17 protein-coding genes are annotated in these 13,543 nt (G+C 46.3%); 12 read left to right on the forward strand and 5 right to left on the reverse strand.

What is annotated here, in order from left to right:
• The first annotated feature begins 82 nt into the window (after positions 1–82).
• The 11 genes from BR62_RS0101855 to BR62_RS0101900 all read left to right on the forward strand — a co-directional run bounded on the left by BR62_RS0101855 (position 83) and on the right by BR62_RS0101900 (position 8,419).
• Positions 83–763 carry a VWA domain-containing protein gene (locus BR62_RS0101855; protein WP_032869477.1) on the forward strand — a complete coding sequence of 227 codons (681 nt, stop codon included), beginning with the start codon at positions 83–85 and terminating at the stop codon, positions 761–763.
• Positions 764–848: 85 nt separating this feature from the next.
• Positions 849–1,013 (forward strand): hypothetical protein, encoded by a 165-nt coding sequence (locus BR62_RS19660; RefSeq protein ID WP_007407587.1) that lies wholly within the window; start codon positions 849–851, stop codon positions 1,011–1,013.
• 94 nt (positions 1,014–1,107) lie between these two features.
• Positions 1,108–1,896 carry a formate dehydrogenase accessory sulfurtransferase FdhD gene (gene fdhD, locus BR62_RS0101860; protein ID WP_007407586.1) on the forward strand — a complete coding sequence of 263 codons (789 nt, stop codon included), beginning with the start codon at positions 1,108–1,110 and terminating at the stop codon, positions 1,894–1,896.
• A 17-nt stretch (positions 1,897–1,913) separates the two neighbouring features.
• A complete protein-coding gene (gene moaA / locus BR62_RS0101865; RefSeq protein WP_012118655.1) occupies positions 1,914–2,939 on the forward strand; it encodes a GTP 3',8-cyclase MoaA in 1,026 nt (341 codons plus the stop codon).
• Positions 2,940–3,129: 190 nt separating this feature from the next.
• Positions 3,130–4,260, forward strand: coding sequence for a response regulator aspartate phosphatase (locus BR62_RS0101870; protein ID WP_007407584.1), 1,131 nt, complete (start codon positions 3,130–3,132; stop codon positions 4,258–4,260).
• Positions 4,261–4,382: 122 nt separating this feature from the next.
• Positions 4,383–4,862: a hypothetical protein gene (locus BR62_RS0101875; protein WP_007407583.1), complete on the forward strand. Its 480-nt coding sequence runs from the start codon at positions 4,383–4,385 to the stop codon at positions 4,860–4,862.
• A 74-nt stretch (positions 4,863–4,936) separates the two neighbouring features.
• Entirely contained in the window at positions 4,937–5,125 is a 189-nt protein-coding gene (locus tag BR62_RS0101880; protein ID WP_012118653.1) for a CsbD family protein, read from the forward strand.
• A gap of 353 nt (positions 5,126–5,478) precedes the next feature.
• Entirely contained in the window at positions 5,479–5,796 is a 318-nt protein-coding gene (gene ureA, locus BR62_RS0101885) for an urease subunit gamma (RefSeq protein ID WP_032869479.1), read from the forward strand.
• Positions 5,793–6,167: an urease subunit beta gene (gene ureB / locus BR62_RS0101890; protein WP_012118652.1), complete on the forward strand. Its 375-nt coding sequence runs from the start codon at positions 5,793–5,795 to the stop codon at positions 6,165–6,167. The genes ureA and ureB overlap by 4 nt, the downstream gene beginning before the upstream one ends.
• On the forward strand, positions 6,164–7,873 hold the full coding sequence (ureC, locus tag BR62_RS0101895; protein WP_032869481.1) for an urease subunit alpha: 1,710 nt from the start codon (positions 6,164–6,166) through the stop codon (positions 7,871–7,873). Before ureB ends, ureC begins: the two co-directional genes overlap by 4 nt.
• Positions 7,874–8,014: 141 nt before the next feature.
• The gene (locus BR62_RS0101900) at positions 8,015–8,419 is read left to right on the forward strand and encodes an Rrf2 family transcriptional regulator (RefSeq protein WP_003151203.1); all 405 of its coding nucleotides are present in this window, start codon (positions 8,015–8,017) and stop codon (positions 8,417–8,419) included.
• A gap of 331 nt (positions 8,420–8,750) precedes the next feature.
• Here BR62_RS0101900 and xynA read toward each other — a convergent pair whose 3' ends face one another.
• From xynA to cls, 3 genes are all read right to left on the reverse strand, one after another.
• Positions 8,751–9,392 (reverse strand): endo-1,4-beta-xylanase XynA, encoded by a 642-nt coding sequence (xynA, locus tag BR62_RS0101905; protein ID WP_020956463.1) that lies wholly within the window; start codon positions 9,390–9,392, stop codon positions 8,751–8,753.
• A gap of 481 nt (positions 9,393–9,873) precedes the next feature.
• Complete coding sequence (locus tag BR62_RS0101915; protein ID WP_007407576.1) at positions 9,874–10,260, reverse strand: DUF5362 family protein; 387 nt, start codon at positions 10,258–10,260, stop codon at positions 9,874–9,876.
• A gap of 135 nt (positions 10,261–10,395) precedes the next feature.
• On the reverse strand, positions 10,396–11,844 hold the full coding sequence (gene cls, locus BR62_RS0101920) for a cardiolipin synthase (protein ID WP_003151210.1): 1,449 nt from the start codon (positions 11,842–11,844) through the stop codon (positions 10,396–10,398).
• 220 nt (positions 11,845–12,064) lie between these two features.
• Between cls and BR62_RS0101925 the strand changes: the two genes are divergently transcribed.
• Positions 12,065–12,502 (forward strand): DUF5392 family protein, encoded by a 438-nt coding sequence (locus BR62_RS0101925; protein WP_007407574.1) that lies wholly within the window; start codon positions 12,065–12,067, stop codon positions 12,500–12,502.
• Between the two features lie 31 nt (positions 12,503–12,533).
• Here the strand turns inward: BR62_RS0101925 and BR62_RS0101930 are convergent, their stop codons facing one another.
• Together BR62_RS0101930 and BR62_RS0101935 are read right to left on the reverse strand one after the other, a co-directional pair.
• Positions 12,534–12,983, reverse strand: coding sequence for a DUF5362 family protein (locus tag BR62_RS0101930; RefSeq protein ID WP_007407573.1), 450 nt, complete (start codon positions 12,981–12,983; stop codon positions 12,534–12,536).
• Positions 12,980–13,471, reverse strand: coding sequence for a GNAT family N-acetyltransferase (locus BR62_RS0101935; RefSeq protein ID WP_089072492.1), 492 nt, complete (start codon positions 13,469–13,471; stop codon positions 12,980–12,982). The genes BR62_RS0101930 and BR62_RS0101935 overlap by 4 nt, the downstream gene beginning before the upstream one ends.
• Positions 13,472–13,543: the final 72 nt, after the last annotated feature.

The following is a 13,543-nucleotide window of genomic DNA, read 5'->3' on the forward strand; positions in this document are numbered from 1 at the left end:
TATCTTTTTGCATACACGTCATCTAGCATAGAGAAGAGCCGGGGGCCCATCGGCCAAAAACAAACGGAGAGGAATGAAGGAAATGAAAAAAATGTTCACTGCGGGGATTGTCGGACTTTTGACGCTTTCACTCGGATCACCTGTTTTTGCAGCTGAGAAAAAGCACGAAGAAACAAACATTGCTGTGCTGTTTGATGCAAGCGGAAGCATGATACAAAAAACAGGGGGAGAGCGTAAAATAGATGTTGCGAAAGAGTCTGTCACTTCTTTTGCGGAAGTTCTTCCTGAAGACACGAATCTGATGCTTCGGGTATTCGGGCATAAGGGCAATAATAAAAACTCAGGCAAAGCCGTATCATGTAATGCGACAGAAACGTTATACGGCCTTCAGCCGTACGCCGTGACTCCATTTGAGCAATCACTCAGCAAGATTAAACCGACCGGCTGGACACCGATTGCGAAAGCGCTTTCTGATACGCGTGAAGAATTTGAGCGGGCCGGCGCCACAGGGAAAAACGTCGTATATCTGATCACAGACGGTGAAGAAACATGCGGCGGTAATCCTCAGGCCGAAATTCAAAAGCTCCGTAAAGCGAACGTCAACACGATCGTCAATATCATCGGCTTCAACTTCGGCATGAAAGGAAGCGAAAGCCTTGAAAAAGCGGCGGAAGCGGGAGGCGGCACATATGTCTCAGCTGACAATGCGGCCGAGTTCAAACAGGCTTGGGAAGACGCTGCAAAGGATTTAGCAAAAGAATAGGTTAAAAAAGGACGCCCGCGCGGCGTCTTTTTTGTTTAGAAAACGGAACCGCGGGAATGATACGGATAAAAGGAGATGAACGCTGTTGTTAAAAGGAGCAGGCATTATATTAGTGCTGGCGGCAGTCGTTTTTGTTCTGATGGGAATTTTTCTGAAGCTTGCCGCCTTCATATTCGTCAGTATATTGGCCATTATCGCCGCAGTTATTTTATTCACCATTCTGAGCAGACATCATCGCAATGAAACATAGAGTCCTAAGAGGGCTCTTTTTTTAAACCGCAAATTCGACAAAATACAGGGATTGTGGAAGAATAAAAGAGAAGGATACTGCGGAGGGGAAAACAGTGGATGAAAAAACAACAGCGGTTAGAGACATATACCGCTATGAAAAAGGGGTATTAACAAAGACGGCAGATCGGATGGTTTCAGAGTATCCGCTGACCGTCATGGTGAACGGACAGGAATTTGTTACGCTCGTCTGCACGCCTGACCATTTAGAGGAACTCGTCATCGGATTTCTCGCATCAGAAGGCGTCATTCGTTTTGAAAAAGAAATCAAAAGCTTTACTATAGATGAAAGTCTCGGGTTTGCATATGTTGAACTGACGAATCCCGGAGTGCTTGAGCAAAAAGACTATACGAAGAGGGTCATCGGTTCATGCTGCGGGAAAGGCCGCCATTTTTACTTTCAGCAGGATGTGAAAACGGCCAAAACCGCCGTCAGCCGTATCACTATAACTCCTGAGACGTGCCTTCGCCTGATGAAGGAGATGCAAAGAGGAAGCGGCACCTTCCAGGAAACGGGCGGCGTCCATAATGCGGCGCTGTGCGATACGGAAAAGCTGCTCTTTATGAGGACGGATATCGGGCGCCACAACGCGCTGGATAAGCTGTACGGCTGCTGTTTGAAAAACGGAATGCCGGTCCGTGACAAGCTGATCGTCTTCAGCGGCCGGATTTCCTCGGAGGTTTTATTAAAAGCCGCAAAAATCGGCGTGTCGATTGTCATTTCAAAATCGGCGCCGACGGAGCTCGCGCTGCAAATGGCGGAAGAGCTGAACATAACCGCGATAGGTTTTGTCAGAAACGGATCATTTAACGTATACACACATCCTGAACGGGTTGAACAATAGAAAGGGGTCTTGGGCTTATGAATACAGAAACGCGCCGGGTGACAGACAAAAGGGAAAGGCCGCTCAGGGATCTTCGTATCTCTGTAACCGACCGCTGCAACTTCAGATGCACGTACTGTATGCCAGCCGAATTATTCGGACCGGATTATCCATTTTTACAAAAGACGGAATTGCTCTCCTTCGAGGAGCTTGAGCGGCTTGCGAAGCTGTTTGTCGGCCGCTTCGGCGTTGAAAAAATCAGGCTGACGGGCGGAGAGCCGCTCATGAGAAAAGATATGCCTGAATTGATCAAAAAACTTGCGCGCATCCCCGGACTTAAAGATATCGCGATGACGACAAACGGCTCTCTGCTTCCCGTGTATGCGGAAAAACTGAAGCAGGCGGGGCTGCATCGCGTGACAGTCAGCCTCGATTCTTTAGAGGATGAGCGGTTTAAGGCCATTAACGGCCGCGGGGTTTCGGTGAACAAGGTGCTTGAGGGCATTGAGGCGGCAAAAGCGGCCGGACTCGGTGTGAAAATCAATATGGTTGTTCAAAAGGGTGTCAATGAAAAAGATATCCTGCCGATGGCCCGCTATTTTAAAGAAAAGGGTCATATTCTCCGGTTTATTGAATTTATGGATGTAGGCAATACGAATCAATGGAATAAAAAAGACGTGATCACGAAGGCAGAGATTATTGATCTGATCAACCAGCACATGCCGACGGAGCCGATAGAAGCGAATTATAAAGGAGAGGTCGCTTCCAGGTTCCGCTATCTTGACGGTTCCGGCGAAATCGGCGTGATTTCCTCCGTCTCGGATGCATTCTGCGCCTCCTGCAACAGAGCGCGCCTGTCGGCGAGAGGCGAGCTGTTTACGTGCCTGTTTGCGTCAAGCGGCTATGATGTTCGGAAACTCGTGCGCGGCGGTCTGACCGATGATGAATTGACGGAATCCATCGCTTCTGTCTGGAGAAATCGCACGGATCAGTATTCAATTGACCGCGCGCTTTCTAAAACGGATGGGAAAAAGAAAGTGGAAATGTCTTATATAGGCGGATGAAGAAAAGCTTGCCCGGACAAGGGCAGGCTTTTTTATTCACAATATGAGAGCGGTCTGTTCAAAAAATACCGATGACAGCCGAAATATATGATAGGAATTTTGATGCAGGACAATCAAGTTATGCAATTCCAAAGCCATACAATATGTTAAAATATAACCAATAGAAATTAGAAAAGGTTGTGAAAGGGGCATGACCGCATACGAGATTCCGTCATCTCAAGTTGGAGTCAAGATCAACAAATGGTACAAGCACATTTTAGCGTTTCAAGCGGCTGATGCCATAAAGCTGAAAGAGGAAATTGATGAGGATATACAACGTATGGAGGAAGACCAGCTGCTGCTGTTATATTATCAGCTGATCAGCTACCGCCATCATATTATGCTTGATTACGTCAAGCCGGAATGCACCGAACAATCACAGATTCAGTACAGCGAGCTGCAAAAGACGATCGAAAGCACGGACAGCATATCGGGACTGTCTGAGTATTATTTCCATTTGTTCAGAGGGATGTATGAATTCGATCACAATAACTATGTTGCGGCTATTTCTTTTTACCGGAAAGCGGAAAAACTCCTTTCATTTGTCGAGGATGATATAGAGAGGGCGGAATTCCATTTCAAGATGTCTGAAGTGTTTTATGTCATGAAGCAGACTCATTTTTCCATGAATCACGGGATTCAGGCGCTGGATACGTATATGAAACACGATTTCTACAGAGTGCGGAGAATTCAATGCCATTTCGTCATCTCAGGAAACTACATCGACTGCAAAAACTACGACAAAGCGCTTGAGCATTTAGACGAAGCCCTCCGCCTTTCTTTGCTTGAAGGACAGCCCCGCCTGATCGGGTCTTCGCTTTACAATCTGGGGAATTGTTATTCTGAAAAGCGAGATCTGGATGAAGCGGCCCGGTACTTTAGAAAAGCGGTTCCCGTTTTTGAAGAGCATCAGCTTGAACAGCTTCCGAAGGCGCTGTTCAGCTTAACGCACACCCTTTTCAGGCTGCATGATGACCAAGCGGCCCTTACCTATTATGAAAGAGGGGTCATGATTGCGAAAGAACGGGGCGATCGATTCAGTTTAGAGAAGTATAAGTTTTTACAAGCGCTTTATTTGGAGTCACTCAATATGGATTTAATCCATGAAGTGTTTGACTATATGAATGAAAAATCGCTGTATGTGTATATTGAAGATTTCGCCTTGGAGGCCGCCGTTTACACAAGCGCACATGAGCAATATAAAGAAGCGGCGTATTTTTATGAAAAAGCGATTCGCATGAGAGAAAACATTCAAAAAGAACAATGTTTATACGATATATAATTTTCTTAACCATCTGATCAGCAGATGGTTATTTTTTTTATGCACATTATAACGTTTGACCATAGAAAAAAACGGAAAAATCGCAAAAGAGAGAAAAAAGTATGATGGGAAGGAGGGATTTGTTGTTCGGATTCAATGATATGATAAAGTTTTTCGTATCATTTCTCATCATTCTGCCGATGGTGTCTGTCATTCATGTGTCGGGACACAGCTTTATGGCCATGCTGTTCGGAGGCAAGGCATCATTGGATATCGGAATGGGGAAACGTCTTTTAAAAGTAGGGCCGATTCAGGTTCGGCGTATCTACTTCATAGATTCTTTCTGCAAGTTCGGCGAATTGCGGATAGATAACCGTCTGACGAGCGCGCTCGTCTATTCCGGAGGCTGTCTGTTTAATCTCGCTTCTATCTTTTTAATAAATCTGCTGATCATAAAAGATGTCCTCGAGCCAAACTTATTTTTTTACCAATTTGTCTATTTTTCAACTTATTATGTTTTCTTTGCCCTTCTGCCGGTGCAATACGGGGATAATAAGCTGTCAGACGGATTGGCTGTTTACAAAGTGCTCCGCTACGGGGAACGCTGTGAAATCAATAATTGAGAGTTGAAATGTTTGCTATCAGGCTGAAAGGGAAGAAAACAAGTACACAGAACAAAAAAGGAGCTGAAGAGATCATGAGTCAAGATAACGGTTTAAAAGACAAAGTAAAAGGCGGCATGAACAAAATGAAAGGGGAAGCAAAGGACAAAGCAGGCGACATGGCAAACAAGTCCGACTTAAAAGCGGAAGGTAAAAAAGACAAAGCGAAAGGCAGCCTGCAAAAGGGTGTCGGCAAAACGAAAGATAAACTCAGTGATGATTAATTTGATAGTGAAACACAGCAAAAGCCCAAAATATTTTGGGCTTTTTGTTATGAGAAATGACAAAAATTCCAGTTCATTTGGTTAATATTCACTAAATTTTTAAATATTCTATAAATTCCCCGGCGATTTCTTTATAATATTCACATAGAATGTAACCTTTCTTCACATTTGATTAAACGTTTGTTGAAGAAAAAAATGAGAAATCGGTAATTTCTGCAAAAGGAATCGGGCCGTTCACCGTCGAATAACTTTTATCACTTAACATTTCATGAGGTGAAGGGGGTGACGGCCGCCTGCATCGTTTCGGTATGACCATGCGGATTGTGTTTGACTATCACTAAGGGGGAATACAGATGAAACTGACACCGGTTGAACAAGAAAAATTGCTTATTTTTACGGCGGGAGAGCTCGCTAAGCAGCGGAAGGCGCGCGGCGTTCTGCTGAATTATCCCGAAGCCGCCGCATATTTGACCTGTTATCTGATGGAAGGCGCGAGAGACGGAAAAAGCGTTGCTGAGCTGATGGAATCCGGCCGCAATGTATTGACGGAAAAAGACGTTATGGAAGGCGTTCCGGAAATGCTGGACAGCATTCAGGTGGAAGCGACGTTCCCGGACGGGGTTAAGCTTGTCACCGTTCATCAGCCGATCAAAACGGAGGTGAAGTCATGAAGCCGGGAGCGATTCAAGTCGCAAAGGGGATCATCACCATTAACGAAGGCCGGAAGACGCTGGAGGTGTCAGTCACCAATAACGGAACACGGTCAGTGCAGGTAGGATCGCATTTTCATTTTGCCGAAGCCAACGGCGCCCTTTCCTTCAATCGGGACAAAGCAATCGGCATGCGCCTTGATATCCCGTCAGGCACATCTGTCCGTTTTGAACCGGGAGAAGAGAAAACCGTTACGCTCGTGGAAATCGGAGGGCGAAAAACGGTCAGAGGCCTCAACGGCATGGCCGATACGTATATGGATGAGCGGGGAAAAGAGAAGACTCTGTCAAATCTTAAAAAAGCCGGATGGATGGAGGAGGCGATCCGATGAAAATGTCACGTGAGCAATACGCAGAACTGTTCGGACCGACAACGGGAGACAAAGTCAGACTCGGAGATACGGATTTATGGATTGAAGTCGAAAAAGATTTCACGAATTACGGTGAAGAAATGATTTTCGGCGGAGGGAAAACAATCCGGGACGGCATGGGGCAGAACGGGCGTATCACCGGGAAAGACGGAGCGCTTGATCTGGTCATTACAAACGCGGTTATCCTGGATTATACCGGAATCGTCAAGGCGGATATCGGGGTGAAGGACGGCCGGATTGTCGGCGTCGGAAAAAGCGGCAACCCTGATATTATGGATGGGGTGGACCCGCACATGATTATCGGTGCCGGAACAGAAGTTATTTCCGGCGAAGGGAAAATCGTAACGGCCGGCGGGGTGGATACGCATATCCACTTTATCTGCCCGCAGCAGATGGGAGTCGCGCTTTCTTCAGGCGTGACCACGCTTCTCGGCGGCGGAACGGGTCCTGCGACGGGAAGTAAAGCGACGACTTGTACATCCGGTGCATGGTACATGTCGAGAATGCTGGAAGCGGCCGAGGAGTTTCCGATCAACGTCGGTTTCTTAGGAAAAGGGAATGCATCCGATAAAGCGCCGCTGATCGAGCAGGTGGAAGCAGGCGCGATCGGCCTGAAGCTGCATGAAGATTGGGGATCAACGCCAAGCGCCATTAAAGCTTGCATGGAAGCGGCGGATGAGGCGGACATTCAGGTGGCAATCCATACAGACACGATAAATGAAGCGGGCTTTTTAGAAAATACGCTTGATGCGATCGGCGACCGGGTTATCCATACATATCACATAGAGGGAGCCGGCGGAGGCCACGCACCGGATATTATGAAACTCGCATCTTACGCCAATATCCTGCCGTCCTCTACGACGCCGACGATCCCGTATACCGTCAACACGATGGACGAGCATCTTGATATGATGATGGTCTGCCATCATTTAGATTCAAAAGTGCCTGAAGACGTGGCGTTCAGTCATTCACGCATCAGAGCGGCCACCATTGCGGCGGAGGATATTCTGCACGATATCGGCGCGATCAGCATGACGTCATCTGACTCGCAGGCGATGGGCAGGGTGGGAGAAGTGATTATCCGGACATGGCAGGTGGCCGATAAAATGAAAAAACAGCGCGGCGCTCTATCAGGAGAAAACGGCAATGACAATGTGCGCGCCAAACGCTATATCGCCAAATACACGATCAACCCGGCCGTCACTCACGGCCTGAGCCATGAAGTCGGTTCCGTTGAAAAAGGAAAGCTCGCCGACCTTGTACTATGGGACCCGGTTTTCTTCGGCGTCAAACCTGAACTTGTGCTCAAAGGCGGCATGATCGCCCGCGCCCAGATGGGAGATCCGAATGCTTCCATTCCGACGCCTGAGCCCGTGTTTATGCGGCAGATGTACGCATCATACGGTAAAGCAAACCGAAATACCTCTATTACATTTATGTCCCAGGCCGGTATCGCAAACGGTGTGCCGGAAAAGCTCGGCCTTGAAAAAATGATTTCTCCCGTACGGAATATCCGTAAGCTGAGTAAGCTCGACATGAAGCTGAATGACGCGATGCCGAATATACAAGTCGATCCGAAAACCTATCAGGTGTTCGCCGACGGAGAAGAGCTGGCATGCCAGCCCGTCAGCTATGTTCCGCTCGGACAGCGTTATTTCTTATTTTAATCCCTCTTCGGCCGGTTTCCCGCCGGCCTGTTTACACCTCTATTGCCAACTTGATTTCATCCTGCCGCCCGTTTTAGTGTATATTAGTAGTTGACAAACAAATGAAATGTAACTATTGCGGTTACAACGGTGGTGAAAAACATGATTAACAGCCGTCTTGCTGTGGCCATTCACATTCTATCGCTGATCTCAACGGATGAACGGGCGTCATCGGATATGATTGCGGGCAGCGTAAACACTAATCCCGTCGTCGTGCGGAGAACGATCAGCCAGCTGAAAAAAGCGGGTATTCTGACATCCCGAGCGGGTGTTCCGGGAGCCAGCCTGAAAAAAGATCCGTCGGAGATCACCCTCTTAGAGGTTTACAGGGCGGTGCAGAATAAGGAAGAGCTTTTTGCGGTTCACGACAATCCGAACCCCGACTGTCCGGTCGGCAAAAATATTCAGCGCGCGCTCGATGAGACGTTCGGAAGCGTACAGCGGGCAATGGAGAATGAACTTGCGAGCAAGTCCCTTTATGATGTAATGAATCATCTCTTTTGTTAAAAAGAGATTGGTTCATGCCGCTAGCGGTGTAACAAAAATGGTTACAAGGGATAATGAGGAAATCACGGTTTTGACCCCATATTCAGACAAGCCTGGATGCGGGATTGCGATCTGTTTAATGAAGAAATCCTCCGAAACTAAAGGAGGTGGTTACCGGGATATTTTTATTTTGCTTAAGATTTATGTGAAGGTGTCAGCTGTGAGCTAGTTAAACAAAAAATGATACCCTGCCTCCAGCAATGCCAAAACCGTTCGCCTCTTAACAATCATTGTAAAATTTCTCTAGGAACGATCAGCAGCCCGTTAGCTGCCCCTAATTAAAGATGAGCTGTTACCACACTGTTACATTAGAACTTCCGCTGCTTTTATATCCTTCTGTCGCTAAGACTTGATAAGCCCAATTACTGCCCAGATTCATTCCATGGCTCTTCCATGCGTTAACATGATTGCTGAAAGTGATTGCAGCGTTGCTTCCGGTCGGTCTCTTCGACTGGCGAACACTCCAGTACTGCGTAAAAGTAGTGTTATCGCCATCAATGGAAGGTGCGTTATAACGTGTCGTTGTATATATGTCATATGTACCTCCATCACTGTTTACAGTACCTTTATACGTTCCGGTAGGTCTGTAAGTACCCCATGAATCCACTACATAATATTCGATGAGAGGTGCTCTCGTCCAGCCATATAAAGTCAAATATCCATTGCCATTCGGCGCCCAGACTCCGGCATTATAGTTTATTGTTCTAAATGGCGAGCCTGTAGTCCAGCCTTTACCAACAACGAAATTTCCGGTATTAGACCAATTAACACTGTAATTCCCGCCAGATCCATTGACTGCGTTTACTGTTCCGCCCCCATCAGTCCAATTTTGCCAGTAATCTGTACCAGCTGCAGAGGCGGTTGCCGAAAACATGCTGATACTCATGAAAGCTGCCGTTAATCCAACTAAGAATTTCTTTTTAAACTTAAACATATGTTACCTCCTATACTATTTTTTCTGACTTTGACATGAGGCAGCACTCGTAAATATTTAACGAACGCCAACGCTTTTGATCGTTCCTTTCAATATAATAGCATGAATACATGAGTGAATATTAAGAACAATTGTAATTTAATTACAAAGACCCAAAAAACTGTATGATAAGTGGTCTTGTTCCATCAGGGCCTTTATCCTTATTTTGCAGAATCACAATTCTTGCTTCTAAACCTGATCAGGAACAGTCGAACAATTGAGTGATTTCAGTTGAAACTCTGAGGAAAAGCTTTATTTGAATAAACTTTTTTGAGCTGAAGCCGGAATGTCTGAAAGAATATTTGCAGACAGCTGCATCAGCTGCATCAGCTGCGCCATTATGCCATCGTCGTATTGGAAAATCCAAAACAGAAAAACTTTCCCGTTATCGAAGAAGCGGAATAAGAAAAAATCCCGGGCGGATGCGCCGGGATTTTCCTTTTTAATATGTATTGGCATCAATATTATTAAACACGCCGTCCACGATGCCGAGCGTCATGAGGACAATGAAGAGAACGATACCGAGAACGGACAAGCCGACCGTCACAATCAGGTAGATCCCCTGCATTTTCACGAACTTTGCATAATTCTCCAGCATATGTTCCTCTGTCAGTTCATTGAACTGCTCCGCCATCTGTCCCGCTTCATTTGCCGAGCGCATCAGAAAAATGCCGGCAATGATCTGCAGAACGCCGGGAATGGCTCCGATTAAAAAGAAAAACGCGCCCGACAGCGCCGCAAACGCACCCACGATAATAAATAAAATACCTGTCGCTTTTCCCCATTTCGAAATAGAAATAAGCGAACGATTCACTGATTCAGGTTTCAAACTATGGCACTCCTTTACAAAAAAATACTCACTTTTCATTTATACACTATTCGGTCATTCTTTTGAATATAAAATGTGTTTTTTCGTGCCGTGTTCGTTTTTGTATCAGAAAATTCCCGAGAAACACCCCGGGAATTACAAAATCGGCGAAAGAAGTCTTGAAATCGATTCTTTAATGCGGATCCGCAGCGAACGCTCCTGATATTCTTCATACGTATATTTTCTGGAGACGAGCAGATCTTCTTTAAATGAGGAAATGAGTTTTTTCGCAATGGTGACGTCATAAATAAAGGCGTTGACTTCAAAATTAAGTCTGAAGCTTCTGACGTCGATATTCGCCGTACCGACTGAAGCCGTCTCATCATCGACGACAATCGTTTTTGCATGAATAAAGCCGTTATCGTAAATGTAGACTGAGGCTCCGGCTTTCAAAAGATCGCCGATGTAAGATAAAGTCGCCCAGTAAACGAAAGCGTGATCCGGCTTGTTCGGAATCATGATTTTGACGTCGATGCCTGACAGACAGGCGATCCTGAGGGCATCTAAAAGACTTGAGTCAGGAATAAAGTAAGGCGTCTGAATCAGGATTGACCGTTTGGCCGTTGAGATCATCTTGATATAGCCGTTTTTAATTTGTTCCCATTCTGAGTCCGGTCCGCTCGTGACAATCTGCATCCCGACATTGCCCTTCGGCTCGCATTCCGGAAAATGATTCGGAACGTATGTGAGCGTATGATGATGGGAGGCTTGGTTCCAATCGAGGATAAACCGTGTCTGAATGGCGTGTACCGCCGTGCCTTGAAGCCTGAGGTGCGTATCGCGCCAGTAGCCGAATTTCGGATTCAGGCCGAGATATTCATCTCCGACGTTAAAGCCGCCGACATAGCCGGTTTCGCCGTCAATGATGACGAGCTTGCGGTGATTCCGATAATTGAGCCGCAAATTAATCGGACGAAGCCTGGAAGGAAAAAAGACTTCCACATGGCCGCCGGCGTCCCGCAGCGGTTTGAAGAATTTTTTTCTGAGTGATCTTGAACCGAGTTCATCATATAACACTCTGACTTTTACGCCTTCGCGTGCTTTTTTCACTAAGGCATCGCGCAATTTTTTTCCCAGTTCATCACCTTTATAAATATAGTATTGAAGGTGAATGTGATCTTTTGCGTTGGAAATGTCCTTCATTAAGCGTTTGAACTTATCGCGCCCGTCCGTCAATATCTCCACCGAATTATCCTCTGTAAAGACTGCGTGGTTGTTCATGACAAGCATATAGATGAGGTCTTTATTATCCACAGTCGCCCTGTTGTTAAATTGGAATTGCCTCGACTTCAGATCTTTCAGCTGAAACTTCAGCAGCTTTTCTATCCCGATTTTTTTACGGTCTTCCCACTGAAACAGATGCTTGCGTCTCAGGTTATGGCCGAATAACAGGTATAAAATAAACCCTAAAATGGGAATAAAAAAAAGAACCAAGAGCCAAGCCCATGAAGCGCTGGCATCGCGTCTTTCTTTGAAAATCATGATGACGGCCAAAAGTATATTTAAAACGAAAAAAAATCCGAATAAAATAAATGAAATGCTCACTTTGCAACCCCGCTATATCATATTTATCAAGACTGTGCCCATTAGTATTCCGACAAGTGCAGCAATCTGATTCCCATTTCAAATTATAACATTGACATTTTGAAAGAATAAAGAGCCGGAATCAAAGATGAATGCAGTTTTCTTTCAAAGAAAGTTCCGAGTGCGGTAAAATATGCATATATGAAAAAGAAGACAAAAATGACAGCAAAGGGGAGAGGGCATGAAGCTGGAGCATGCGGAACAATTGCCGGGATTCATAAAAAAAGAAATTCAGAAAATACAAATCGCCATCGCGCCGCTGATGAAAAAAAGCATCATTTACCGTTTTCTTGCTTTCCCGCTCGCCGCTTTTAGTCTGTTTCATCTGGCATCGCTTTTGATTCAGGCCCCTTCCGGGAGAGGAGCTCTCGTATCGGCCGGCATTTTTGCCCTCCTTGCGGCTCTGGGTCTTGCGTTTTTTAAGGAAGCCGGCCATCAGCGGAAACAGGTGCAAAAAACGATCCGCCTTTATATGCTGAACAGAATCAGAAAAAGCGACATTCTGTCCGAGGAACGGAAAAGCGCCTATACCCGGCTGATTGCCGAGGAGCCGTCTGCGATGAAGAGCTTTATTGAATTTTTAACGGAAGAAGACCGGAAAAAAGAAATGCTTTATTAAAAAAGAGCTGACGCGCGATCAGCTCTTTTTGTCATTCAAACACCGGGTCGTTCTCATAGTAATATGAATCAGGCGTGTCATACGTATCAGTGCTGTGATAAGCGATAATTCCGATGACAGCGAAGATGACGACTAAAATAAAAGCGAGAATACCCAATACCACACTGGATGCCGCGTAAAAAAACTGCATTTTGATAAATGACGCGTAATGTGCAAGCATATTTTCTTCCGCGTTTTCTTCTAGTCCTTCCTGAAGGGCGGCAGCCGCTTTTGCCGAGCGCATCAGCATGACGCCGGAAATGATGAGCAGAACCCCCGGAATGGCTCCGAGCAGCGTCACAATGGCTGACAGAGCGGAAAGAGAGCCCGTGATGATCAGAAACACGGCGGTGATCTTTCCCCATTTGGCGATGTCGGCAAGGGAACGGGCTTTTTTATTGAGCGGCTGGTTTTCGTCTTTGTCTTTATCGATGGTGATCATGACAGTTCTCTCCCTAAAATGTTCAAGTCATATCGTTTTCCGTCCATTTCGGCGATACCCGGGAATACGCCCCATTCGGTAAAACCGAATTTTTCAAACAGCTTAATGCTCGGCACATTATGTCCGAAGATAAAAGCCATCAGGCTGCGGATGCCGATTGCCGGAGCGAGTGCCAGGGCTTCTTTCAGCAAAAAGCTTCCTGCTCCTTTGCCGCGGCAATCCTGATGCAGATAGATGCTGATCTCCGCCGTTTTGTCATAGGCCGGACGGCCGTAAAACGTTTCAAAGCTGATCCAGGCCGCCACTTTGCCGGTCTCATCTTCCGCGACCATCAGCGGGCGCCGGTCCGTGTGCCGCAAAAACCAATCCATCCGGTCTTCGGGCGTCACTTCTTCCGTATCAGCCGTTACCATCCGTGAGGCAATCGTCGAGTTGTATATGGCCACCACCGCATCTAAATCCTCCAATACGGCTTTGCGCAGGGTCAAATTCATATTCCGGGATCTCCCTTCACATTTCATTACATAATCAAGTGCAATCTGCACATACTATTTCCAAAA

The organism is Bacillus sp. UNC69MF (assembly GCF_000746035.1).
Lineage (GTDB): Bacteria > Bacillota > Bacilli > Bacillales > Bacillaceae > Bacillus > Bacillus velezensis.

What these genes read in the sequence shown, in the direction of transcription:
- ureA (WP_032869479.1), top strand. Translation starts at nt 5,479, where the DNA reads ATGAAACTGACACCGGTTGAACAAGAAAAATTGCTTATTTTTACGGCG.
- BR62_RS0101855 (WP_032869477.1), top strand. Translation starts at nt 83, where the DNA reads ATGAAAAAAATGTTCACTGCGGGGATTGTCGGACTTTTGACGCTTTCA.
- moaA (WP_012118655.1), top strand. Translation starts at nt 1,914, where the DNA reads ATGAATACAGAAACGCGCCGGGTGACAGACAAAAGGGAAAGGCCGCTC.
- ureB (WP_012118652.1), top strand. Translation starts at nt 5,793, where the DNA reads ATGAAGCCGGGAGCGATTCAAGTCGCAAAGGGGATCATCACCATTAAC.
- BR62_RS0101930 (WP_007407573.1), bottom strand. Translation starts at nt 12,983, where the DNA reads ATGATCACCATCGATAAAGACAAAGACGAAAACCAGCCGCTCAATAAA.
- ureC (WP_032869481.1), top strand. Translation starts at nt 6,164, where the DNA reads ATGAAAATGTCACGTGAGCAATACGCAGAACTGTTCGGACCGACAACG.
- BR62_RS0101925 (WP_007407574.1), top strand. Translation starts at nt 12,065, where the DNA reads ATGAAGCTGGAGCATGCGGAACAATTGCCGGGATTCATAAAAAAAGAA.
- BR62_RS0101900 (WP_003151203.1), top strand. Translation starts at nt 8,015, where the DNA reads ATGATTAACAGCCGTCTTGCTGTGGCCATTCACATTCTATCGCTGATC.
- BR62_RS0101870 (WP_007407584.1), top strand. Translation starts at nt 3,130, where the DNA reads ATGACCGCATACGAGATTCCGTCATCTCAAGTTGGAGTCAAGATCAAC.
- xynA (WP_020956463.1), bottom strand. Translation starts at nt 9,392, where the DNA reads ATGTTTAAGTTTAAAAAGAAATTCTTAGTTGGATTAACGGCAGCTTTC.
- BR62_RS0101880 (WP_012118653.1), top strand. Translation starts at nt 4,937, where the DNA reads ATGAGTCAAGATAACGGTTTAAAAGACAAAGTAAAAGGCGGCATGAAC.